This is a genomic window from Amycolatopsis sp. NPDC101161, assembly GCF_044768185.1.
In the GTDB taxonomy this organism is placed as follows: domain Bacteria; phylum Actinomycetota; class Actinomycetes; order Mycobacteriales; family Pseudonocardiaceae; genus Amycolatopsis.
Genome location: NZ_JBIWPI010000001.1, coordinates 2,118,474 through 2,137,670, shown reverse-complemented (window position 1 = coordinate 2,137,670; position 19,197 = coordinate 2,118,474). Strand labels below are relative to the sequence as shown.

24 protein-coding genes are annotated in these 19,197 nt (G+C 73.9%); 11 read left to right on the top strand and 13 right to left on the bottom strand.

Annotation, left to right across the window (positions count from 1 at the left end; all coding sequences use genetic code 11):
- Nucleotides 1-15 precede the first annotated feature (15 nt).
- The gene (locus ACIRSS_RS10485; protein ID WP_400893066.1) at nt 16-234 is read left to right on the top strand and encodes a hypothetical protein; all 219 of its coding nucleotides are present in this window, start codon (nt 16-18) and stop codon (nt 232-234) included.
- 205 nt (nt 235-439) lie between these two features.
- Here ACIRSS_RS10485 and ACIRSS_RS10480 read toward each other — a convergent pair whose 3' ends face one another.
- From ACIRSS_RS10480 to ACIRSS_RS10470, 3 genes are all read right to left on the bottom strand, one after another.
- On the bottom strand, nt 440-703 hold the full coding sequence (locus ACIRSS_RS10480; protein ID WP_400893064.1) for a hypothetical protein: 264 nt from the start codon (nt 701-703) through the stop codon (nt 440-442).
- A 94-nt stretch (nt 704-797) separates the two neighbouring features.
- The gene (locus ACIRSS_RS10475; RefSeq protein ID WP_400893430.1) at nt 798-2,294 is read right to left on the bottom strand and encodes a glycoside hydrolase family 28 protein; all 1,497 of its coding nucleotides are present in this window, start codon (nt 2,292-2,294) and stop codon (nt 798-800) included.
- Between the two features lie 136 nt (nt 2,295-2,430).
- Nucleotides 2,431-3,015: a helix-turn-helix domain-containing protein gene (locus ACIRSS_RS10470; protein WP_400893062.1), complete on the bottom strand. Its 585-nt coding sequence runs from the start codon at nt 3,013-3,015 to the stop codon at nt 2,431-2,433.
- A gap of 18 nt (nt 3,016-3,033) precedes the next feature.
- Here ACIRSS_RS10470 and ACIRSS_RS10465 point away from each other — a divergent pair, with 18 nt between their 5' ends.
- Together ACIRSS_RS10465 and ACIRSS_RS10460 are read left to right on the top strand one after the other, a co-directional pair.
- Nucleotides 3,034-3,513 carry a GNAT family N-acetyltransferase gene (locus tag ACIRSS_RS10465; protein WP_400893060.1) on the top strand — a complete coding sequence of 160 codons (480 nt, stop codon included), beginning with the start codon at nt 3,034-3,036 and terminating at the stop codon, nt 3,511-3,513.
- Between the two features lie 20 nt (nt 3,514-3,533).
- Entirely contained in the window at nt 3,534-4,523 is a 990-nt protein-coding gene (locus ACIRSS_RS10460; protein ID WP_400893058.1) for a sigma-70 family RNA polymerase sigma factor, read from the top strand.
- On the opposite strand, the gene sigJ is transcribed toward ACIRSS_RS10460, so the two are convergent.
- Nucleotides 4,520-5,389 (bottom strand): RNA polymerase sigma factor SigJ, encoded by an 870-nt coding sequence (gene sigJ / locus ACIRSS_RS10455; RefSeq protein WP_400893056.1) that lies wholly within the window; start codon nt 5,387-5,389, stop codon nt 4,520-4,522. The two genes, ACIRSS_RS10460 and sigJ, sit on opposite strands and share 4 nt — an antisense overlap.
- Nucleotides 5,390-5,508: 119 nt before the next feature.
- On the opposite strand from sigJ, the gene ACIRSS_RS10450 reads away from it, so the two are divergent.
- A complete protein-coding gene (locus ACIRSS_RS10450; protein WP_400893053.1) occupies nt 5,509-6,120 on the top strand; it encodes an LUD domain-containing protein in 612 nt (203 codons plus the stop codon).
- On the opposite strand, the gene ACIRSS_RS10445 is transcribed toward ACIRSS_RS10450, so the two are convergent.
- The gene (locus tag ACIRSS_RS10445; protein WP_400893050.1) at nt 6,117-6,701 is read right to left on the bottom strand and encodes a helix-turn-helix domain-containing protein; all 585 of its coding nucleotides are present in this window, start codon (nt 6,699-6,701) and stop codon (nt 6,117-6,119) included. The two genes, ACIRSS_RS10450 and ACIRSS_RS10445, sit on opposite strands and share 4 nt — an antisense overlap.
- A gap of 77 nt (nt 6,702-6,778) precedes the next feature.
- Here ACIRSS_RS10445 and ACIRSS_RS10440 point away from each other — a divergent pair, with 77 nt between their 5' ends.
- From ACIRSS_RS10440 to ACIRSS_RS10430, 3 genes are all read left to right on the top strand, one after another.
- Nucleotides 6,779-7,717: an NAD(P)/FAD-dependent oxidoreductase gene (locus tag ACIRSS_RS10440; protein WP_400893047.1), complete on the top strand. Its 939-nt coding sequence runs from the start codon at nt 6,779-6,781 to the stop codon at nt 7,715-7,717.
- Nucleotides 7,718-7,757: 40 nt separating this feature from the next.
- Nucleotides 7,758-8,213, top strand: a complete 456-nt coding sequence (locus ACIRSS_RS10435) for a group II truncated hemoglobin (RefSeq protein ID WP_400893045.1) — start codon at nt 7,758-7,760, stop codon at nt 8,211-8,213.
- Between the two features lie 161 nt (nt 8,214-8,374).
- The gene (locus tag ACIRSS_RS10430; RefSeq protein WP_400893043.1) at nt 8,375-8,974 is read left to right on the top strand and encodes a TIGR03086 family metal-binding protein; all 600 of its coding nucleotides are present in this window, start codon (nt 8,375-8,377) and stop codon (nt 8,972-8,974) included.
- On the opposite strand, the gene ACIRSS_RS10425 is transcribed toward ACIRSS_RS10430, so the two are convergent.
- Both ACIRSS_RS10425 and ACIRSS_RS10420 read right to left on the bottom strand, forming a co-directional pair.
- Complete coding sequence (locus ACIRSS_RS10425; protein ID WP_400893041.1) at nt 8,913-9,818, bottom strand: NAD-dependent protein deacetylase; 906 nt, start codon at nt 9,816-9,818, stop codon at nt 8,913-8,915. The two genes, ACIRSS_RS10430 and ACIRSS_RS10425, sit on opposite strands and share 62 nt — an antisense overlap.
- A complete protein-coding gene (locus ACIRSS_RS10420) occupies nt 9,818-10,720 on the bottom strand; it encodes a GNAT family N-acetyltransferase (protein ID WP_400893039.1) in 903 nt (300 codons plus the stop codon). Before ACIRSS_RS10420 ends, ACIRSS_RS10425 begins: the two co-directional genes overlap by 1 nt.
- A gap of 89 nt (nt 10,721-10,809) precedes the next feature.
- Between ACIRSS_RS10420 and ACIRSS_RS10415 the strand changes: the two genes are divergently transcribed.
- Nucleotides 10,810-12,240: a serine/threonine-protein kinase gene (locus ACIRSS_RS10415; protein WP_400893036.1), complete on the top strand. Its 1,431-nt coding sequence runs from the start codon at nt 10,810-10,812 to the stop codon at nt 12,238-12,240.
- Here ACIRSS_RS10415 and ACIRSS_RS10410 read toward each other — a convergent pair.
- Together ACIRSS_RS10410 and ACIRSS_RS10405 are read right to left on the bottom strand one after the other, a co-directional pair.
- The gene (locus ACIRSS_RS10410; RefSeq protein ID WP_400893034.1) at nt 12,230-13,147 is read right to left on the bottom strand and encodes a DUF3800 domain-containing protein; all 918 of its coding nucleotides are present in this window, start codon (nt 13,145-13,147) and stop codon (nt 12,230-12,232) included. The two genes, ACIRSS_RS10415 and ACIRSS_RS10410, sit on opposite strands and share 11 nt — an antisense overlap.
- 40 nt (nt 13,148-13,187) lie before the next feature.
- Nucleotides 13,188-13,640, bottom strand: coding sequence for a DUF3291 domain-containing protein (locus ACIRSS_RS10405; protein WP_400893031.1), 453 nt, complete (start codon nt 13,638-13,640; stop codon nt 13,188-13,190).
- A gap of 101 nt (nt 13,641-13,741) precedes the next feature.
- Between ACIRSS_RS10405 and ACIRSS_RS10400 the strand changes: the two genes are divergently transcribed.
- Entirely contained in the window at nt 13,742-15,220 is a 1,479-nt protein-coding gene (locus ACIRSS_RS10400; protein ID WP_400893029.1) for a hypothetical protein, read from the top strand.
- On the opposite strand, the gene ACIRSS_RS10395 is transcribed toward ACIRSS_RS10400, so the two are convergent.
- The 3 genes from ACIRSS_RS10395 to ACIRSS_RS10385 are packed head-to-tail and all read right to left on the bottom strand — an operon-like array spanning nt 15,217 to nt 16,877.
- The gene (locus ACIRSS_RS10395; RefSeq protein WP_400893027.1) at nt 15,217-15,648 is read right to left on the bottom strand and encodes a Rieske (2Fe-2S) protein; all 432 of its coding nucleotides are present in this window, start codon (nt 15,646-15,648) and stop codon (nt 15,217-15,219) included. The genes ACIRSS_RS10400 and ACIRSS_RS10395 overlap by 4 nt on opposite strands.
- 9 nt (nt 15,649-15,657) lie before the next feature.
- Entirely contained in the window at nt 15,658-16,203 is a 546-nt protein-coding gene (locus ACIRSS_RS10390; protein ID WP_400893025.1) for a DUF6529 family protein, read from the bottom strand.
- On the bottom strand, nt 16,203-16,877 hold the full coding sequence (locus ACIRSS_RS10385; protein WP_400893022.1) for a hypothetical protein: 675 nt from the start codon (nt 16,875-16,877) through the stop codon (nt 16,203-16,205). Before ACIRSS_RS10385 ends, ACIRSS_RS10390 begins: the two co-directional genes overlap by 1 nt.
- Before the next feature lie 136 nt (nt 16,878-17,013).
- Here ACIRSS_RS10385 and ACIRSS_RS10380 point away from each other — a divergent pair, with 136 nt between their 5' ends.
- Both ACIRSS_RS10380 and ACIRSS_RS10375 read left to right on the top strand, forming a co-directional pair.
- A complete protein-coding gene (locus ACIRSS_RS10380) occupies nt 17,014-18,036 on the top strand; it encodes an alpha/beta hydrolase (RefSeq protein WP_400893020.1) in 1,023 nt (340 codons plus the stop codon).
- Nucleotides 18,033-18,890 carry an alpha/beta fold hydrolase gene (locus ACIRSS_RS10375; RefSeq protein ID WP_400893018.1) on the top strand — a complete coding sequence of 286 codons (858 nt, stop codon included), beginning with the start codon at nt 18,033-18,035 and terminating at the stop codon, nt 18,888-18,890. The genes ACIRSS_RS10380 and ACIRSS_RS10375 overlap by 4 nt, the downstream gene beginning before the upstream one ends.
- On the opposite strand, the gene ACIRSS_RS10370 is transcribed toward ACIRSS_RS10375, so the two are convergent.
- Nucleotides 18,848-19,189, bottom strand: coding sequence for a DoxX family protein (locus ACIRSS_RS10370; protein WP_400893016.1), 342 nt, complete (start codon nt 19,187-19,189; stop codon nt 18,848-18,850). The two genes, ACIRSS_RS10375 and ACIRSS_RS10370, sit on opposite strands and share 43 nt — an antisense overlap.
- Nucleotides 19,190-19,197 lie beyond the last annotated feature (8 nt).

Below are 19,197 nucleotides of genomic sequence, written 5' to 3'. Positions count from 1 at the left end.
GAACGAGGAGGCGCGATGGCCGGGCAGACCCGTTGGCACGTGATCCCGAGGACCGCCCCGCTGTGCTGGCTCAGCCTGGCGGCGGGCGTGCTGCTGTTGGTGTCGAGCATCATCACGTTGACGACGACCGCGGCCCGGGTGCCGGTGCTGGAGGTGATCGTCGCGGTCGTGGCGGTGGCGCTGATCGCGTTGGCGGGCATCGGTTTGGCGCGCCCGGACCTGCGGGGCCGCTGAGGTCAGGGACGGACGCACCGGCTTCCAGGTCGGCACCTTGCGCACCGGCGGCTTATCGACGGTTCCGGCAGCGGCCGCGAAGATCGCCAACGTCGGCTCGATGGTGAGGGTCGGATCGGATGCGCTCGGTGCTTGCGGCCCCCTCGACGAAGGGCCGCCGAAGGGTTACCGCCGTCCGGTCGTTGTCGCCGGATCGCCGCCATGGTCAGCGCGGCCGGCGGCGGGTGGTCGTGTGGCGAGGAGTCGTCGGCTTCTTCGTCGTCGTCGACGTGTGGGCTCGCGTCTGCGTACCGGCTGGAGTCGTGGTGGTCACCGGCGCCGTGGTGGTCGCCGGGCTCCCGGTCGTTGCCGGGGTGTCCGTCGTGGACGGTGTCGGCGGGATCAGGCGCCCGCTTCCCGATCCGCCTCCCGCGCACGCCGCGAGCAGCACCGCCGCGCTCACCGCCAGTCCGCACCACCACACCTTCACCCGCCGGACGTTAGCAAGCCGGTGGACCGGAATGCGGCGAAACGGCAAAACCCGGCCGGGTCCCGCGGCGGCGCCGGGGCCCGGCCGGACGGCTCTACAACTCCTCGTGGTCCGCGTGCTCGACCTTCGCCTCCGGGACCGGGCGCCCGTCGCTCACCCGGAAGTCGTCCACGGCGTCCAGGATGAACGTCGGCGTTCCCGCCACCTTGTCCGCTCGGCAGTGGTGCACGTCCAGGTCCGCGACGTCGCGCGCCACGAACGCCGGGCGCGTGTCCGGCGCCGCGAATCGGACGTCCACATTGTCCAAACTGACCCCTCGCGCGTGGCGGATGAAGAACCCGTACGCCGGGAGCGTGCCGAACATCGACGGCTCCGGGTACGCCGTCTCCAGCTCCGGGGGGTTTTGGACCGCGTCGCCCGGGGTGAGGCCGCCCGCCAGGTGGTGGCGGATATTGCTCAGCTTGACGTCCTCGATCGGGTGGCCCGGGATGCCCGCGAGGCACGACGGGTACCGCGGGTCCGCGTCGACCGTCGTGACGTCGCTGATGCTCACCCGGCGCAGGAAGCCGACCGGGATGCCCGCCGGCCCGCGCATCCGCGCGCCCAGCCTCAGGAACAGCGGCATCTGGACGTTGCGCATCGTCAGGTTGCTGACCGTCACGTCCTCCAGCCAGCCGCCGTCCACCGTCTCCAGCGCCAGGCCGCGGCAGTGCTCGAACACCACGTTCGAGATCGCGATGTTGCGGAACCCGCCGTTCGCCTCCGTGCCGAACTTGACGCGGCCGGTCCGCCCGTACGACGACGCCGTCTTGAACGTGCCGTCGACCAGCGTCCCGAGGTCGTAGCCGCTGACGAAGCAGTTGTCGATCGTGACGTTTTCCGTGTCCCGCACCCGGTTCAGCGCGTACGAGCTCTTCAGCACGATCGCGTCGTCGTTGGGCGAGTTCACCGTCGTGTTGGCGATCCGGACGTTCTTGCAGCAGTCGATGTTGATGCCGTCGCGGTTGGTGTCGATCACCAGGCCGTCGATGCGGAAGTTGTCGACGCCGGTCGGGAGGATGCCGAAGTGGCCGCCGTTGACGATCGTGATGTCGCGGATCGCCACGTTGCGGCACAGCTTGAGCGCGATCGCCTTGTTGCCGTTGAGCGGCGCGGACTCCGCGCTGCCGCCCGCGACGAGGCCCTTGCCGTCGATCTTGCCCGGCCCCTCGATGGTGACGTTCTCCAGGTTCTCGCCCCAGATCAGGCTGTTGTGCCAGTGGCTGTGCCCGAAGTCCTGGTACGGGTTGCCCGCGCCCGGCTCGGCGGGGTCGTACCCCTTGCCGCCGGCCGGGACGGCCGCGAGGATCGTCGAATTCGCCGCCAGGTACAGCGCCACGTTGCTCTTGAGGTGGATCGAATAGCTCGCGTACGTGCCGGCCGGGAAGTACACCGTCCCGCCGCGGACCGCGGCCGCGTCGATCGCGCGGTTGATCGCGGCGGTGTCGATGGTGCGGCCGTCGCCCTTGGCGCCGAACTTCGTGACGTCGAAGACGCGGCCGTCCGCGGCCAGCTCCTGCGCCCCGGCGGGCGGAGATCCGATGAATGGCAGCGCGGCGCCCGCTGCCGCTCCCCAGGTGACGGCCCGACGACGGCTCAACGGTCTGCTCACGAATGCTCCCTTTCCTAGTCACGACGGAAACACCACGCGGTGTTCCGACGGCGGATCGGGAATGCGCGAAATCAGGCTAGGAGGAAGTGATCGGATGAGTCAAGCGTGAGCGCATCACCAGCGCCGCGACGTGGTACGAGCAGGGCTCGTCGCCGCGGTTGGCGTACGAATGCGGCTCATCGGCCGGGAAGTAGACTGAGTCCCCCGCCGCCAGGACGTACTCGGCCGCGCCGACACCCAGCCACAGCGCCCCGGACTCGACCGCCACGAACTCGTGCGAACCCGCCGCGTACGCCGGGAAAGTCCCCGCGTCGCACCCGGCCGGCAACGTGGTCCGGATCCACTCGAAGTTCACCCCGGGGACGACCGGGGTCAGGACCGTGCGGTGCCAGCCACCCGGCTCCGCGACGTGGTCCTGCTCCGCCGCGCGGCGGACGATCACCCGATCCGACTCCAGATCGGCCAGCAGCCGCGACAGCGACAGCCCCAGGCCGTCGGCGATGCGAGACAGCACCACCACCGTCGGCGTTTTCTCGCCGCGCTCGATCGCCGACAGCATGCTCACGCTCACGGCCGCCCGCGCGGCCAGCGCGCTCAGCGCCAGGCCGCGGTCGGCCCGCAGGTCGTGCAGGCGGCGGCCGAGGACACCCGGATCGATCATTCCTCTATAATACCTGTCATGTCCACTATAGAGGACGCCGTCGAGGCTGACGCCGAGGGCATCGCGGCGGTCTTCGCGCCCTACGTCACCGATTCCGTCTTCACGTTCGAGACCACGCCGCCCACCCTGGACCAATGGCGGGTGAAGATCAGCGACCTGCCGTTCCTCGTTCTGCGCGGGACGAAGGTCGACGGATTCGCGTACGCGGCGCCGTGGCGGCCGAAGCCCGCCTACCGGCACACGGTGGAGACGACGATCTACCTGGCACCCGAGGCCGCCGGGCACGGACACGGCCGGCGGCTGCTGGACGAGCTGCTCGAGCGGTGCGCGAAAGCCGGTGCCCGGCAGGCGATCGCGGTCGTCGTCGACTCCGGCAACCCCGCGTCGCGGAACCTGCACCGCGCCGCCGGCTTCACCGACGCCGGCGTGCTGCGGCGCGTCGGGTTCAAGCACGGCCGCTGGCTCGACACCCTGCTGATGCAGCGCGAGCTCGGCTGACCATCGGGCAGGATGCGCGCATGGACACCGAAGCCGACCTCCTCGAAGCGGCGCGGCGCGCGGATCGCGGCGCGTTCGACCGGCTCGTGCGGCCCTACCAGAGCGAGCTGCGCGCGCACTGCTACCGGATGCTCGGCGCCCTGCACGACGCCGAAGACGCGCTGCAGGAGGCGTTGCTCGGCGCCTGGCGCGGGCTGGCCGGGTTCGAGGGGCGCAGCTCGGTGCGCGCGTGGCTCTACCGGATCGCCACGAACGCCTGCCTGCGCTTGATCAAGCAGCGCCCGAAACGCTTGCTGCCGCGCGACTTCCACCCCGCGGCGAACCCCGGTGACGCGCTCGCCGAGCCGGTCGACGGCGAGGCGTTCGTCGAGCCGTACCCCGAGGACGACTGGGACCCCCAACGCCGTTTCGAACTCCGCGAAAGCGTCGAGCTGGCGTTCATCGCCGCGCTGCAGCACCTGCCCGGCACGCAACGGGCCGTGCTGATCCTGCGCGAGGTGCTCGCGTTCTCGGCCGCGGAAGTCGCCGAAGCGCTCGGCACGTCGGTCACTTCGGTGAACAGCGCGCTGCAGCGGGCGCGCAAGACCCTCGACGAGCACGCGCCGGCGCAGAGCCAGCAGGCGACGCTGCGCGCCCTCGGCGAGGAGGCGGAACGCGCGCTGGTGGCGGACTTCGTCGCGGCGTGGGAACGCGCGGACGTCCCGGCGCTGCTGAAACTGCTAGCCGAGGACGCCCGCTTCACGATGCCCCCGCTGCCCGCGTGGTTCGACGGCCGCGACGACGTCGCCCGGTTCCTCGCCGGCAACGTCTTCGCGACGCCGTGGCGGCTGGTCCCGGTCCGGGCCGCGGGCCAGCTCGCGTTCGCGTGCTACCAGCGCCACCCGGACGGCGTCTTCCGCATCGGCTGCGTGAACGTGCTGACCCTGCGCGGCGACCGCGTCACCGAGATCATCGGCTTCCTCGACCCGAAGATGTACGCCGGCTTCGGCCTGCCGGAAGAACTCCCCTAAGCCGTCCAGCGACGGAGTTTCTCCGGGTTCCGGACGACCCAGATGTGCCGGATCCGGTCGTCGGCGACGTCGAACGCGAACACCGTCAAGGTGACGCCGTCTTCCCGGGCCACCAGCCCGGGCCGTCCGTTGACCTTGCGCTCCAGGAGCGTCATGGCCGGTGGCCGCCGGCGGGCCAGCTCGACCCAGGCGGTCGCGATCCGCTCGGCGCCTTCGAGGGGGTGCAGGAAGGTGGTGGCGAGGCCGCCGCCGTCGGCGGTCGCGGTGGCGCCCGGATCGAGCAGGCCGATCAGGGCACCGATGTCCTGGGCCTCCCACGCCCGTTTGAAGTCCCGGACGATCCCGGCCTGCCGGGCCACCGGCGTCGCCGCGCCGCGGGACTCGCGCACCCGGCGGCGGGCCGAAGACGCGAGCTGACGGCACGCCGCCGGCGTCCGCCCGACGATCTCGGCGACCTCCGCGAACGAGTGGCAGAAGACGTCGTGCAGGACGAACGCGACGCGCTCGGCCGGCGTCATCGACTCGAGCACGACCAGGAACGCCATGCTGACCGACTCGTCGAGGGTGACCCGGTCGGCCGGGTCACCGCCCTGGTCCGCGGGCACGGGCTCGGGAATCCACTCGCCCACGTAGGTCTCGCGCCGGGCCCGCGCCGAGCCGAGGACGGTCAGGCAGATGCGGCCGGTCACCGTCGTCAGCCAGGCACCCGGGGACACGATCGCGTCCCGCTGGGCCGGGGACAGCGCGCACCAGCGGGTGTAGGCCTCCTGGACGGCGTCCTCGGCTTCGGCCAGGCTGCCCAGCAGGCGGTAGGCGAGGTCGATCAGCGGGCGCCGCTCGCCCAGCACCGCGTCCAACGTGGTCATCGCGCTCCCTTCGCCGTCACCAGTACGACCGGACAGCGCCCCGGAATGTGAGGCCTGACGTTCCGGGCGGCTGCGTGGTCGAACCGGGGAAAGCGATCCGACCACGTTCTGGAGCCAGCATGACCCCCTTCGCCGAGCCGGCCCCCGCCGGCAGCCTGGAACGCGCGGCCGCCGCGCTGACCGCCCACGGGTTCGCCGTGGAGATCCTCGACGACGCCGCCGCCGCGCGCATCCGCGTCAAGGAGCTGGTCCCGGCCGGGGCCACCGTGTTCACCGGCGCCAGCGAGACCCTCCGCCGGTCCGCCATCGACGACGACCTCAACGCGACCGGTGGCTACCAGGCCGTCAAGCCGCGGGTGCTGGCCCTCGACCGCGAAACCGGCGCCGACGAGATCCGGCGGCTGCTCGCGTGCCCGGACGTCGTCGTGGGCAGCGTTGCGGCCGTCACCGAAACCGGTTCGCTCGTGGCCGCCTCGGGCAGCGGCAGCCAGCTGCCCGCCTACGCCGGCGGTGCCGCCCGGGCGATCTGGGTCGTCGGCGCGCAGAAGGTCGTGCCCGACCTGGAAACCGCGCTGCGCCGCGTCGAGGAGCACTGCCTGCCCCTGGAAAGCGCCCGCACGCGGGAGGCCCACGGCTGGCCCAGCGCCGTCAACCGCCTGCTGGTCCTCAACGCGGAACCGCGGCCGGGCCGCGCCACCGTGTTGTTGCTGCGGGAAGCGATCGGGTTCTAACGGGACTTGGCCCGCAGGTGCAGCCGCTCCCCCTGTTTCCCGAACAGGCTGAGGATCTCCGCGGGCCGGCCGACCGCGCCGAACCAGTGCGGCAGCCTCGTGTCGAACTCCGCCGCCTCGCCCGGGCCCAGCGTCATGTCGCGGTCGGCCAGGATCAGGCGGAGCCGGCCCGACAGGACGTACAGCCACTCGTACCCCTCGTGGACCTGCGGGTCGGGCTCGCCGGTCTCCGGTTCCAGGATCATCTTGAACGCCTGGGGCGCGCCGGGCTGGCGGGTCAGCGGCAGGACCGTCATCGACGCGCCGTTGCTGCGCGGGAGGCGGCGGGCGGTCAGCCGGACGCGGGGGTCGCCGACCTCCGGGGCGCCCACCAGCTCGTCCAGGGGCACCTGGTGGGCCTGCGCGATCGGCAGGAGCAGCTCGAGGCTCGGCTTGCGCTGCCCGGACTCCAACCGGGACAGCGTGCTCTTCGAGATGCCCGTCGCGGCCGAGAGGTCGGCCAGCGTGACCCGCCGCTGCGTGCGGACCCGCTTGAGGCGGGGGCCGACCTCGGAGAGGGCCTGGGTGATCGCGTCCGTCATCCCCCCAGGAAACGCCCTCGTTGCGGAAACGGCAACATTTGTTGTCGGAATCGCGATGCCCGGCCCATGGTGGCGACATGACCGAAAACAGCTATGACGTCCTGGTGGTGGGTGGCGGCGCGGCGGGGCTGAGCGCCGCCCTGATGCTGGGCCGGGCGCGGCGGCGCGTCGCGGTCGTCGACGGCGGCTCGCCGCGCAACGCGCCCGCTCGGCACATGCACGGGTTCCTGTCCCGCGACGGCCTGCCGCCGTCCGAACTGCTCAAGATCGGCCGCGAAGAGCTCGCCGGCTACGGCGTCGAGGTCCTCGACGACCAGGTGACCCGCCTCGAAGCGGGCTTCACGGCCGAGCTGGCGAGCGGCCGGGAGCTGACCGCCCGGCGCGTCCTGGTCGCCACCGGCGTCCACGACGAGCTGCCCGGGATCCCCGGCCTGCGCGAAAGCTGGGGCACGGACGCCGTCACCTGCCCGTACTGCCACGGCTACGAGGTCCGCGACCAGCCGCTCGGCGTCCTCGGTACCGAGGAGCTGAGCGTCGAGCACGCGCTGCTGGTGCGCCAGTGGTCGCCGGACGTCGTGTACTTCCCGCACACCGCGCCACTGTCCGAAGAGGACCGTACGCGGCTCGACGCGCGGGGCATCCGGGTCGTCGACGGGACCGTCACGGCCGTGCGGCGCGAAGACGGGCACCTCACCGGGGTCGAGCTCGGCACGCGGTTCGTGCCACGGGTGGCGCTGTTCATCCGCACGCGGACGGTCCCGCACGACGAACTGCTCCACGGCCTCGGCTACGAAGAAGGTTCCACCGACGCGATGGGCAAGACGAACGTGCCGGGCGTGTGGGCGGCCGGGAACGTCGCCGACGCGCGGGCGACGGTGATCATCGCGGCGGCCCAGGGCGCGGCCGCGGCGGGCGCGCTGAACCACGACCTCGTGGCCGAAGACGTCCAGCGGGCGGTGGAGAAGTTCGGCGGCTTCACCCCGGCCGCCGAGCGCGCGGCCGCCGCGGCGCGCTGAGGTCCTGGCGTCCGGCGGCCCGGCGTGCCAGGCTCGACGCGTGCGTCCGACGCTGTACGACTTCGCCGGCGGCGACCCCGCGTTCCTCGCGCTGGCCGCCGCCCACCACGAGCGCTGCCTGGCCGACCCCGAGCTGAACCACCCGTTCTCGCACCCCGGGCAGAATCCCCGGCACGTCGAACGGCTGGCGTGGTACTGGGCCGAGGTCATGGGCGGCCCGCCGCGGTTCTCGGCCGAGTGCAGCGACCACTCGGCGGTGCTGCGGATGCACGCGGGCAACGGCGACATGAGCGACCTCGGCCGCCGGTTCGTCGACTGCTTCGTCCGGGCCGCGGACGACGCCGGCCTGCCCGCCGACCCCGAGTTCCGCGCCGTGCTGCGGTCCTACATGGAGTGGGCGGTCGCGGAGGTGCTCACCTACCGCGGCCCGGCCGGGGAAGTGCCTGGTGGACTGGCGGTGCCGCGCTGGTCGTGGACGGGGTTGCGGCAGGCGTAACGCCAGGGGCGGTGGCGACGTCTTGCAGGCAACGACCGGCTGTGGAGGTCCGTCGCAGAGCCGGCCCCGGGCGCGTTTCCCCCAACCCGTCCCGGGCCGGCTCGTCCACGGTGTCCGAAACCCGCCTGCGCGGCGCCCGGCACCGGGCCAGACTGGCGGGCATGCTCCTCGATCGCTTTCTCGTCGCCAGCAAGGGTTTCGAACGGCACGTCCGCGCGATCCCGCCCGACGGCTGGGCCGCGCCGACGCCGTGCACCGAATGGGACGTCCGCGCCCTGGTGAACCACATGACCCGGGGCAACCTCAACTACATCGGGCTTCTCCGCGGCGCCACCCGCGAGGACTTCCTGGCCGCCCGCGACGCCGACGCCCTCGGCGACGACCCCGTGACCGCGTTCACCGAGTCGGTGCGGGCCTGCGCCCAGGCCTTCGCCGACGAGAGCGCGCTGGACCGGGTCGTCGACTACCCGCTGGGCAAGCTCACCGGGCGGCGCGCACTGGCCGTCCGCACCGCCGACAGCACCGTGCACACCTGGGACCTCGCCCGCGCGCTCGGCGCCGACGAGACGCTCAACCCCGGTCTCGTCGCGTGGATCGACGAGAGCTACGACGACATCTTCGCGGGGCTGGCACTGAACTCCCGGGTCTTCGCCGACCCGCCGGCCGGCGCGCCCGCCGCGTCCCGGCAGGACCGGCTGCTCACGCGCTTCGGTCGCGATCCCCGCCGACCGCGCACCCCAGCCGAGCCGCCAGCTCGGTGAGCGCCCGGCCCAGCGGCAGGTCGACGCGCACCGACGCGTACCGGTCGCCGCGGGTCTCGCCGTGGTTGACGATCACCACCGGCTTGCCCGCGGCCGCCGCGTGGCGGACGAACCGCAGGCCCGACATCACCGTCAGGGACGAGCCGAGCACCAGCAGCGCGGCGGCCTCGTCGACCAGGCGGTAGCACTGCTCCACCCGCGGCCGGGGGACGTTCTCGCCGAAGAACACGACGTCCGGTTTGAGCACGCCCTCGCACGAGACGCACGGCACCGGCGTGAACCGGCGGACCACGTCCTCGGGCAGCTCGACGTCGCCGTCCGGGTTGATCCGCGTGGCCGCGCCCCCGAAGTCCGGGTTCGCCGCGCGCAGCCGCCGGTCCAGCTCGGCGCGCGGGCTGGTGCCGCGGCAGTCCAGGCAGATCACCCGGTCGAGGCTGCCGTGCAGCTCGACGGCGTCCGCGGTGCCGGCCGCCTGGTGCAGGCCGTCGACGTTCTGCGTGATGACGCCGCCGAAGTACCCACCCTCGCGCAGGGCGGCGACCGCGCGGTGGCCGTCGTTCGGGTCGGCGCGCGCGATGGTGCGCCAGCCGAGGTGGCTGCGCGCCCAGTACCGCTGGCGCCCTTCGGCGCTGGTGACGAACTCGTCGTACGTCATCGGCGTGTGCCGGCGCAGGCTGCCGGACTCGCCGCGGTAGTCGGGGATCCCGGACTCCGTCGACAGCCCGGCTCCGCTGAGCACGGCGACGCGCCCGCGTGCGACGACGTCGGCGAGCTCGTCGAGGCTCGAGGTCCGGGGCAGCGGCGCGTCCGGGGACGTCCAGGTCAGGGTGGGGCGGGTCCGCACTAGGCCAGGGTACGTGGGCCCGGGAGGTGCTTCTCGAACCAGTGATCGGCGTAGTGCTCGTCGTTGAACGACGGGACCTCGCGGTAGCCCGCCGCCTTGTAGAGGCCGATCGCCTCGTCGAGCGCGCGGTTCGTCTCCAGCCGCAGGGTGCGGACGCCGAGGCCGGCCGCGTACGCCTCCAGCTCGGCCAGCAGCCGCCGGCCCAGGCCGAGCCCGCGGGCCGACGGCGCCACCCACATCCGCTTGACCTCGGCGAGCGCGCCGTCGCGGACCTTCAGCGCGCCGCAGCCGACCGGCTCGCCGTGCAGCGTGGCCACCAATAGGACCCCGGCCGGCGGGGTCATCTCGGCGTCGGCCGCGGAGATGCTGCGCGCCGGGTCGAAGCCGTCATCGAACCGGCGGGCCAGCTCGGCGAAGTAGGCGTCCAGGCAGTGCCGGGCGTTCGGGTGCGCGGGCGGGCACGGTGCGACGGTGACCGCCGAGGCCGTCAGGAGGCGCTCGACCTCGGCCATCGCGGCGACGAGCCGGGTGCGCTGGCCGGCGGACAGCGGGGCGAGCAGCGCGGCCGCGGCGTCGTCGGAGAGCCGGTCGAGCGCGGCGCGTTCGGCGCGCCCGGCCTCGGTGAGCCGCGCGGTGCGGACGCGGCCGTCGGCGGGGCTCGGCCCGACGCGCACCAGGCCGTCGCGCTCCAGTCCGCGCAGCAGCCGGCTGAGGTAGCCGGAGTCGAGGTCGAGCCGTTCCCGCAGCTCGCGGACGTCGCACCCGGCGGTGCCGATCTCCCACAGCACGCGCGCCTCGCCCAGCGGGCGGGCGCGGGCGAGGAAGGCGTCGTCGAGCGCGCCGATGCGCTGGGTGACCGTCCGGTTGAACCGGCGGACGCCCGTGACCAGGCCGGAGTCCATTACCTGACCGTAGTCAGCTAATCGGCTGTAACGCAACGCCGCGCGCGGCAGACTTCCCGGTGTCGGGGTGCCTTGCGGGAAGGAAGCGCGTGAGCTGGCAGTTCGGCCCCTACCGCGTCGAGTCGCTGATCGCCCGGGGCGGCATGGGCGAGGTCCTGCGCGCCTACGACTCCCGCCACGACCGCGTCGTGGCCCTGAAGCTGCTGGCCCCGGAGTTCGCGGCCGACCGCGCCTTCCAAGAGCGGTTCCGGCGCGAGGCGCACGCGGTGGCGCGGCTGCGCGAGCCGCACGTGATCCCGATCCACGCCTACGGCGAGATCGACGGACGCCTCTACCTCGACATGCGGCTCGTCGACGGCGACGACCTCGGCACCCGGCTGGCCGCGGGCGGCCCGCTGGGCCCGGCCGAGGCGGTCGACGTCGTCGGGCAGGTCGCCCAGGCCCTGGCGGCCGCGCACGCCGAAGGCCTGGTGCACCGGGACGTCAAGCCGTCGAACGTGCTGGTCGGCGCGACCGGGTTCGCCTACCTCGTCGACTTCGGCATCGCCCGCGCGGCCGGGCCCGCCACCGGGATCACCGCCACCGGCGGCGCCGTCGGCACCCTCGACTACATGGCGCCCGAGCGCTTCACCGACGGGCCGGCCGACCACCGCGTCGACGTCTACTCGCTCGCGTGCGTGCTGCACCAGTGCCTGACCGGCAGCAAGCCGTTCGCGGCGACGACGGCCGCGTCGCTGATCGGCGCGCACCTGCACCAGCCGCCGCCGCTGCCGAGCACGCTGCGGCCCGGGCTGCCCGCCGCGTTCGACGGCGTGATCGCGCGGGGCATGGCGAAGGACCCCGCGGTGCGCTTCGGCAGCGTGACGGAGCTGGCGGCCGCCGCCCGGGCCGCGCTCGGCGGCACCAGCCCGGTCCCCGTCGCCGCTCCCCCGACCCGCCAGGCCACCCGGATGACGCCGGACCCGGCGCCCCGGCGGCCGTCGAAGGCGCCGTGGCTGGTCGCCGCGGTGGCGCTGCTCGCGCTCGTGGCCGTCGTCGGCTGGTTCACCGTCTTCAAACCGTCGTCGCAGGCCGCTTCCGGCTCGACCCCGCCCTCGGCCCCGCCCTCGACGACGTCACCCGCGGCGGCGCCGGTGACCGCGCCGCCGGTCACGACCACGCAGGTCAGCGTCCGGACGTCCACCAGTGTCGTGGGCGGCGCCGACCTCGGCCTGGCGACGGCGATGAGCACGCCGGCGTGCGACGGCTCGTTCGTCGTGATCCTCGGGTCCGCCATCACCCCGGGCCGCTACCCCGCCGACGTCCAGCGCTTCCTCGACGCCCACCCGGGCGCGGGGTACCTGCACGCGCCGAGCACCGGGTGCGGCTCGCTGCGGCAGCGGGTGGAGGGTGCCGACGTGTATGCCGTCTACAGTGGACCGTTCGGCACGAAGGACGCGGCGTGCGCCCACCGCAGCGGCGGCGCGTACGTCAAGCGGCTCGACAACACCTCGTCGCCGACGCAGGTCGTCAACTGCTGAGCGCGTTCCACACGGACTCGGTGTCCACAAAGGACTCCAGGAGCGTGGTGAGCCGCGGGTCGCCGCGGCCGTTGAGCGCGTCCGAGGCGATCCGGCGCGCGACCCCGGCGAGGAAGTCGGCGACCTGCACGCGGGCGTCGGAGCGCGAGTCGACGAACCGGACGCCGGCCAGCCGGTGCCCGAGCGTCGCCTTGAGCTGCAGCACGCGCTCGCCGGTCAGGGCCAGCTGCTCGTCGTGGACCAGGGCGACCGGCGTACCGCCGGTGCTGAAGTGCCGGACGGTGTGGATCACCGCGGGCACCAGCGGATCGAGCACCGGGACCAGCCCGGGGTCGGTCGCCAGGCGGACGCGGTAGCCGTCGACGCGGCCGGCGCCTTCCGCGAGGAGGCCGACGATTTCGCCGGCCTCGCCGGGGACCGCGGCGAGTTCGCGGGCGAGGGCGAAGAACTCGGCGGGCGACGTCGTCACGCCGCGCCGCGGACGCAGCCGCAGCACGCTGGTGAACGCGGCCAGGAAGTACGCCCAGCGCTCGGCGCCGAACGCGGCCGGGCCGGCGCGGTGGAGGGTGCGCGCCATCGTGTCGGTGCCGTGCTCGGCCAGCAGCGTGACGGCGGCCCGCACGGCGAAGAACGTCTTGTCGGTCAGGTGCACGTGCCCGCGGCCGGTGAGCGGGCCGCCGGGGTGGAGCAGCCACTCCAGCACCGCGCGGTGCTTGGCGCGCAGCAGGTGGTTGGCCTTGTACTCCTCGGCGGGCGAGCCGATCCGGGCGCGGATCTCGCTCACGCAGGCGCGGGCGTCCTCCGCGGTCAGCCGGACGCCGGCGTGGGCGAAGACGTCCGTCTCGCCGCCGACGAGGTTCTCGCCCTCGGAGCCCGACTCGTCGCAGGCGATCTCGACCGGGCTCACCGGTCCGATGGTGCCAGACGGCCCGCCGGGCGGCGACCGATTACCGGCAGCGGCGTCCGTCCACGGTGAACCGGTGCACCGGCGTGAACGCCTGCGGCGAGGGTCCGTGGTCCCGCAGGAATCCCAGCCGCGCGAGCGCCTGGCCGACGGTGGGCCGCCGGCCATCGGTCACCCACCACAAGGCGGTCGCGGGCGGCGACGCCGGCGTGAACCAGTCGCGGCGGCGCAGGAGGAACCGGCCGTGCGCGCTGCGGTAGACGAACTCGTGCAGGCCCCGGTAGTCGCGCCACACCGAAACGTTGACGACCACTTCGACGCCGGCGGAGGTGGCGAGGACCGCGTGCCCCGATTCGGCGCCGAGCCGCCAGACGAACCCCGGCGCGGCTTCGGCGAGCCGCGCGACGGCGTCGAAGGCGTTCGCGAAGCCGGCCATCACCGGGTCGTCGAGCGGGGCCCGCGGCACCGCGACGTTCACTTGGGCGAGCTCGGCCACCACCCCAGCCTAGGTCCGGCGCGGTCACGGTTGGGCCACGGCGGCTAACGACCACGAGGGGTCCGGTGACTTGCCGGAGGTAGGTGTTCCGGGAGGCGCCGATGGCCACGAACGACCGGCCGGCCCGGCTCGCACTGACCGCGGCGGTGCTCGTGCTGCTGCTCGGTGCGGCCGGAGTGCTGGTGCAGCAACGGTTTTCCGCGACGGCGAGTCCGGGTGGGACGGTCGCCGGGATCGAGGTCGACGCGCCCGCCGGGACCCGCGTCTCGGTGCGGCCCGCACCCGAACCGGCCGTCGCGGCGCCGGCGACGCGCCGGGTCGGCGGCGGCGCGGACCTGGCTTTCGACGGCGCCGGGCCGGTCCGGGTGCGGATCCCGGTGCCGGCGCCCCCGCCCGCCGGGTTCGGACCTGTCGTCATCGACCGGCGCACGCTCGTCCCCGCGGTCTACGACGCCGCGAGCCGGAGCATCGTCGCGGACCTCGTCCGGCCGGGCGCGTTCTGGGGCGGGCTGCTGGACTTCGCCGCGCTCGGCCGCGAGGCCGTGCCGGATTTCGCGCCGCGGCCGGGCTGCGCGGGCCGCTCGGCCGGCTCCGACGGCGTCGTCGTCGCCCTCGGCTCGGCGCCGCCGCTGTCCCCCTGCGTGACCGCCGGCGGTGGCCGCGCGAGTGTCACCTTGACGTCGAACGCCCGCGTGCCCTACCGGCTCACCCCGCCGCCGGGCTGGCCCGAACCGACCGCCCGGACCGTCACCGCGGGCCAGCCGTCCGGGCGTCCGCGGCAGCGTGACCTGCTCTGGCCGGGCGCCGCCGTGACCTACGACGTCCCGTTCGGCCGGCTTCCTGGCACCGTCCGCGGCCAGGCCGAGCCCGGCCCCGCGATCGGCACCGCGCTCGCCGCGGCCGCGCACCGCCTCGCCGTGCTGTTCGGCATGACCGACGCAGCCGGGCCCGCGCCCGAAGTGCTGGCCTGCGCCGCGGACGCCGGCGCGGAGCACGTCACCGCGGACCGGCCGGAGGCCGCCGTCTGGGCCGCGCTCGGGTCGTGCCACCCCGCCGGCGGCGACGTGGTGCGCCGGTTCCTCGAGCCCGGGGTCGGGCCGGTAACGGCCGGTCTCGCCGCGGCTCAGCCCGACTTCACGGTCCCGGTCACCACGAGCCGCGCGCAGCGGTTCACGCAGACCGTCGAGTACCGGCCGCGGGCCACGACGGCCCGCGCGACCGGCGCGTGCGCGTCGGTGTCCGCGGTGTCCGGTCGTCATGACGCCTACCGCTGCACGAGCGGCGGCACGACGTACGACCCGTGCTTCGCCGTCCCGGGGCCGCGGGTCGTCTGCCCGGTCTCGGCGGTGAAGGCGGTGGCACTGACCTACAGCGGCGCCTTGCCCACGCCGCCGGACCCCGGCGGGACGGCGGACCCGTTCCTGCTGGCGCTGGCGAACGGCGCGCAGTGCGCCGCCGTCCCCGACGATTCGGGGACCCGGTTCGCTTGCGCGGACGGGACCGTCCTGTCCGGCGGCCTGGACACGTCGGGTCCACTGTGGACGATAGCCGGGCTGACCGTGGCGAAGGCCTACACCTAGGCCAGCGTGATCTTGCCGTTCGCGACGGTGACTTGCTTCTTGTCGAGCGGCTTCGCTGCCGGGCCGTGCGCGACCGAGCCGTCGGCGATCTTGAACTTGCTGCCGTGGCACGGACAGTTGATGGTGCCGTCCGCGACGGTGTCGACCGTGCAGCCCTGGTGGGTGCAGATCGCCGAGAAGGCGGCGAACGTGCCCGCCGCCGGCTGGGTCACCACCACCTGCTTGTCCGCGAACACCTTGCCGCCGCCGACCGGGACGTCGCCGGTCGCGCCCAGCTCGGTGCCGCCCGGTGCCGCGGGCTGCTGCGCGGCCGAGGACGGCGTCCCCGAGCCGCCGCCGTAGGTGCTGCAGCCCGCCGCCAGGCCCGCCCCGGCCACCGCGATCGCGGTCCGGCGGGTCACCGCCCGGTCCGTTTCGTCGTTGCCCACGATCGCCCCTTAGAAGGTCAAGCCCGATTGGGTGAAGAACCACAGCGACGCGCTCAGCCAGAGCCCGACGAGCGCGGTGAACACGAGCCCGCCGAGGACCGGGAGCAACCAGCCGGGCGCGCCGTCCTTGCGCAGCAGCAGCATCTTCGCGACGAACGCGCCGTAGAAGAAGCAGCCCAGCAGGGAGTGCAGGAGGACGCGCGTGTCGAACGACTGGAACCCGAGCGCGTAGAGGCAGTGCAGCGCCACCGGGATCGAGACGAGGAACGCCAGCCGGCCCGACCAGCGGTGCACCGGCGACACCCACGCCGGGACGTTCCGGCCCAGCTTCCCGTACATCGCCAGCGCCGACAGCAGCTGCACGACGGCCAGCACGACGACCACCGTGGCCAGCCACGCCTTCACCGACTGCGGGCTGGAGAAGCCGGCGACGTTGACCGCGACGCCGGTCGGGGTGTGCAGGTTGCCGTAGACGCCGAGCGCCACCGAGACGACGGCGCCGACGGCCAGCGGCACGAGGAGCGCGGCCGCCGCGCGGTTGCCCGCCGTGGTCATCAGAAGTCACCGGACCCGGTCAGGCCGCTGAGCGGCTCGGCGATGACGGCGGCCCCGTCGACGGTCGCGGTGCCGGCCGCCGCGTCGAGCGCGGGGGCGGCCACCGAGTCCGCGTCCGTCGTGAGGATGCCGACCTGGCTGCCGTCGGGCTGCACGATCCAGCCGACCTTCGCCTGCTTGCCCTTCACCTTGGGCGTCGCGCGGTAGAGCCCCGCGGGTTTCTTGGCCGGGGGCGCGGTGAACTGCCACGTCTTTCCGGACGCCGTCACCGTGCCGGTCACCGCCGCCGCGTCGAAGCTGCCCGTCAGGCTCGAGTTCTTCGCGCCTTTGAGGTCGAGCTTCCCGCCGACCGTGACGCCCTGCAGCCAGGCTTCGACCTTCTTGCCGTCGCAGAGGTAGGCGATCGCGTGGCCGTCGCGCACCGAAACCGCGACGGACGCGCCGCCGCCGGTGACGCGCCCGGCGTAGTCCGCCCTCGCGGGTGCTTGTGCCTGGGGCGCCTCGGTTTTCGGCGCTTCCGACGTCGTGGACGGCGCCACCGAGCTGCCGGCGGCCGCGTTGGCGGCCCCGGCGACCGGCGCGACGCCGGTCCCGGTGGCCAGGTTGACGATCCCGATCCCGCCGGCGAGCACGACACCGGCGAGCAATGTGAACAACGGCCCCGGATGTTTCATGGCACTATCCCCGCATTCCCCTATCCCACCACCGTGCCCACAACACGGATGTCGACGCGAAACGGCTCAACGCTACGCGCGGAAAAGAGGTATCGCTTAGCCCCCGCAACCGGTTGGGCCGTGGTTGACTGGCGGCATGCTGCCCTGGGACGGCGACCTCGCCGGCCGGCTCGACCGGCACACCGTCACTTCCGACTTGCTGCGCGGCAACCCGCTCGGCGACCCGCACGAGCGGCCGCTGTGGGTGTACGTCCCGCCGGGCTACGACGACGGCGCCGAGCGGTACCCCGCCGTGTACGTCATCCAGGGCTACACCGGGCACCTGTCGATGTGGGCCAACCGGACGCCGTTCCGGCAGCCGTTCGTCGAGACGGCGGACGCGGTGTTCGCGAACGGCGCGCCGGGCTGCGTCGTGGTGTACGTCGACGCGTGGACGGCGTACGGCGGCTCGCAGTTCGTCGACTCGCCGGGCACCGGCCGGTACCACTCGTACCTCTGCGACGAGATCGTCCCGTGGGTCGACGAGCACTACCGGACGATCCCGGACCGCGAGTCCCGCGCGATCGCGGGCAAGTCGTCGGGCGGGTTCGGCGCGATGATCACGCCGATGCTGCGCCCGGACCTGTTCGGCGCGCTGGCGACGCACGCGGGCGACTCGCTGTACGAGCTGTGCTACGTCCCGGACTTCGGCAAGGCCGTCCGCGCGTTGCGGGGCTACGACGGCGACATCCAGGCCTGGTGGGCGGACTTCCGGTCCCGTCCGGCGTTCACCGACCCCGACGACCCGACGCTGCTGCAGCTGCTCGGGGTCTCGGCGTGCTTCTCGGCCCGCCCGGACGGCACCCCGGAGCTGCCGTTCGAACCGGCGACGGGCGTGCTCCGCCCGGAGGTGTGGCAGCGCTGGCTGGACTGGGACCCGGTCCGCATGGTGCCCGCGCGGGCACCGGCGGTGAGTTCGTGGCGAGCGGTGTGGATCGACGCGGGCACGAGCGACGAGTACTTCCTCGACGTGGGCGCGGAGGCGTTCCGGGCGGAGATCGTCAAGGCGGGGCTGGCGGAGGAGCGGATCCACTTCGAGCTGTTCGAGGCCGGCCACGCGGCGATCGACTACCGGTATCCGTTGTCCTTGGCGTGGCTGGCCGGAAAGCTGGCCCGGTGAACGTCACCGAAACCGACCTCGCGCTGCCCGGCGGGCGCACCCTGCACGTCTACGACACCGGCGGCCCCGCCCGCCTCACCGTCCTCTGGCACCACGGCACGCCCAACCTCGGCGCGCCGCCCGGACCGCTCCTGCCGCTCTCCGAGACGCTCGGCGTCCGGTGGATCGCCTACGACCGGCCCGGCTACGGCTCGTCCACGCCCGTGCCCGACCGGACCGTCGGGGACGCCGCCGGGTGCGCGGCCGCCGTCGCCGATGCGCTCGGGGTCGGCCGCTTCGCCGTCATGGGCCACTCCGGGGGCTGCGCGCCCGCCCTCGCCACCGCCGCCCTGCTCCCCGACCGCGTCCGGGCCGTCGCGATCCTCGCCGCCGTCGCGCCCTTCGAGGCCGATGGCTGGTTCGACGGCATGGCCGCCGCCAGTGCGGAATCCCTGGGTGCCGCCGCCGAAGGGCGGGCCGCCAAGGAAAAGTACGAAGCCGCCGCCGAATTCGATCCCGAGGTCTTCACCGAAGCCGACTTCGCCGCCCTCAACGGGTCGTGGTCCTGGCTCAACGACGTCGTCCGGCCCGCGCTCGGGGCCGTCGGCCTGATCGACGACGACCTCTCCGCCGTCCGGCCCTGGGGCTGCGACCTCGCCGCCATCACCGCGCCGGTCCTGCTGGTGCACGGCGAGGACGACCGGATGATCCCCGCCACGCACAGCAAGTGGCTCGCCGAGCGGATCCCCGGCGCCGAGCTCCGGCTCTCGCCCGGCGACGGGCACATCTCCGTCCTGAGCCACGCCGCCGACGCGCTCACCTGGCTCGCCGGTCAGGACAGCAGCGCCAGCGACGCGACCACGGGGGCCAGGTAGAGCACCGGGAACGCCAGGTGCCCGTACGACCGCGCGCGGGCCACGGTGATCACGGCGCCGAGGAAGTACAGCACCAGCCCGACCGCGGCGGCGACCCCGATCGGCGTCCAGAACAGGCCGGCGACCAGGCCGGCGGCGCCGGCGGCCTTCGCCGCGCCGAGCCAGTTCCACCACTCCTGCGGCACGCCGTAGGAGGTGATCGGCTCGACGACCCACTTCGCGCGGGTGAAGACCGACACGGCCGAGAAGCCGACGAAGGCGGCGGCGAACAGGGTGACGATCACGTAGGCGGTGGACATCGGAACTC

What these genes read in the sequence shown, in the direction of transcription:
- ACIRSS_RS10485 (WP_400893066.1), top strand. Translation starts at nt 16, where the DNA reads ATGGCCGGGCAGACCCGTTGGCACGTGATCCCGAGGACCGCCCCGCTG.
- ACIRSS_RS10470 (WP_400893062.1), bottom strand. Translation starts at nt 3,015, where the DNA reads ATGATCGATCCGGGTGTCCTCGGCCGCCGCCTGCACGACCTGCGGGCC.
- ACIRSS_RS10465 (WP_400893060.1), top strand. Translation starts at nt 3,034, where the DNA reads ATGTCCACTATAGAGGACGCCGTCGAGGCTGACGCCGAGGGCATCGCG.
- ACIRSS_RS10460 (WP_400893058.1), top strand. Translation starts at nt 3,534, where the DNA reads ATGGACACCGAAGCCGACCTCCTCGAAGCGGCGCGGCGCGCGGATCGC.
- sigJ (WP_400893056.1), bottom strand. Translation starts at nt 5,389, where the DNA reads ATGACCACGTTGGACGCGGTGCTGGGCGAGCGGCGCCCGCTGATCGAC.
- ACIRSS_RS10450 (WP_400893053.1), top strand. Translation starts at nt 5,509, where the DNA reads ATGACCCCCTTCGCCGAGCCGGCCCCCGCCGGCAGCCTGGAACGCGCG.
- ACIRSS_RS10445 (WP_400893050.1), bottom strand. Translation starts at nt 6,701, where the DNA reads ATGACGGACGCGATCACCCAGGCCCTCTCCGAGGTCGGCCCCCGCCTC.
- ACIRSS_RS10440 (WP_400893047.1), top strand. Translation starts at nt 6,779, where the DNA reads ATGACCGAAAACAGCTATGACGTCCTGGTGGTGGGTGGCGGCGCGGCG.
- ACIRSS_RS10430 (WP_400893043.1), top strand. Translation starts at nt 8,375, where the DNA reads ATGCTCCTCGATCGCTTTCTCGTCGCCAGCAAGGGTTTCGAACGGCAC.
- ACIRSS_RS10420 (WP_400893039.1), bottom strand. Translation starts at nt 10,720, where the DNA reads ATGGACTCCGGCCTGGTCACGGGCGTCCGCCGGTTCAACCGGACGGTC.
- ACIRSS_RS10400 (WP_400893029.1), top strand. Translation starts at nt 13,742, where the DNA reads ATGGCCACGAACGACCGGCCGGCCCGGCTCGCACTGACCGCGGCGGTG.
- ACIRSS_RS10390 (WP_400893025.1), bottom strand. Translation starts at nt 16,203, where the DNA reads ATGACCACGGCGGGCAACCGCGCGGCGGCCGCGCTCCTCGTGCCGCTG.
- ACIRSS_RS10385 (WP_400893022.1), bottom strand. Translation starts at nt 16,877, where the DNA reads ATGAAACATCCGGGGCCGTTGTTCACATTGCTCGCCGGTGTCGTGCTC.
- ACIRSS_RS10380 (WP_400893020.1), top strand. Translation starts at nt 17,014, where the DNA reads ATGCTGCCCTGGGACGGCGACCTCGCCGGCCGGCTCGACCGGCACACC.
- ACIRSS_RS10370 (WP_400893016.1), bottom strand. Translation starts at nt 19,189, where the DNA reads ATGTCCACCGCCTACGTGATCGTCACCCTGTTCGCCGCCGCCTTCGTC.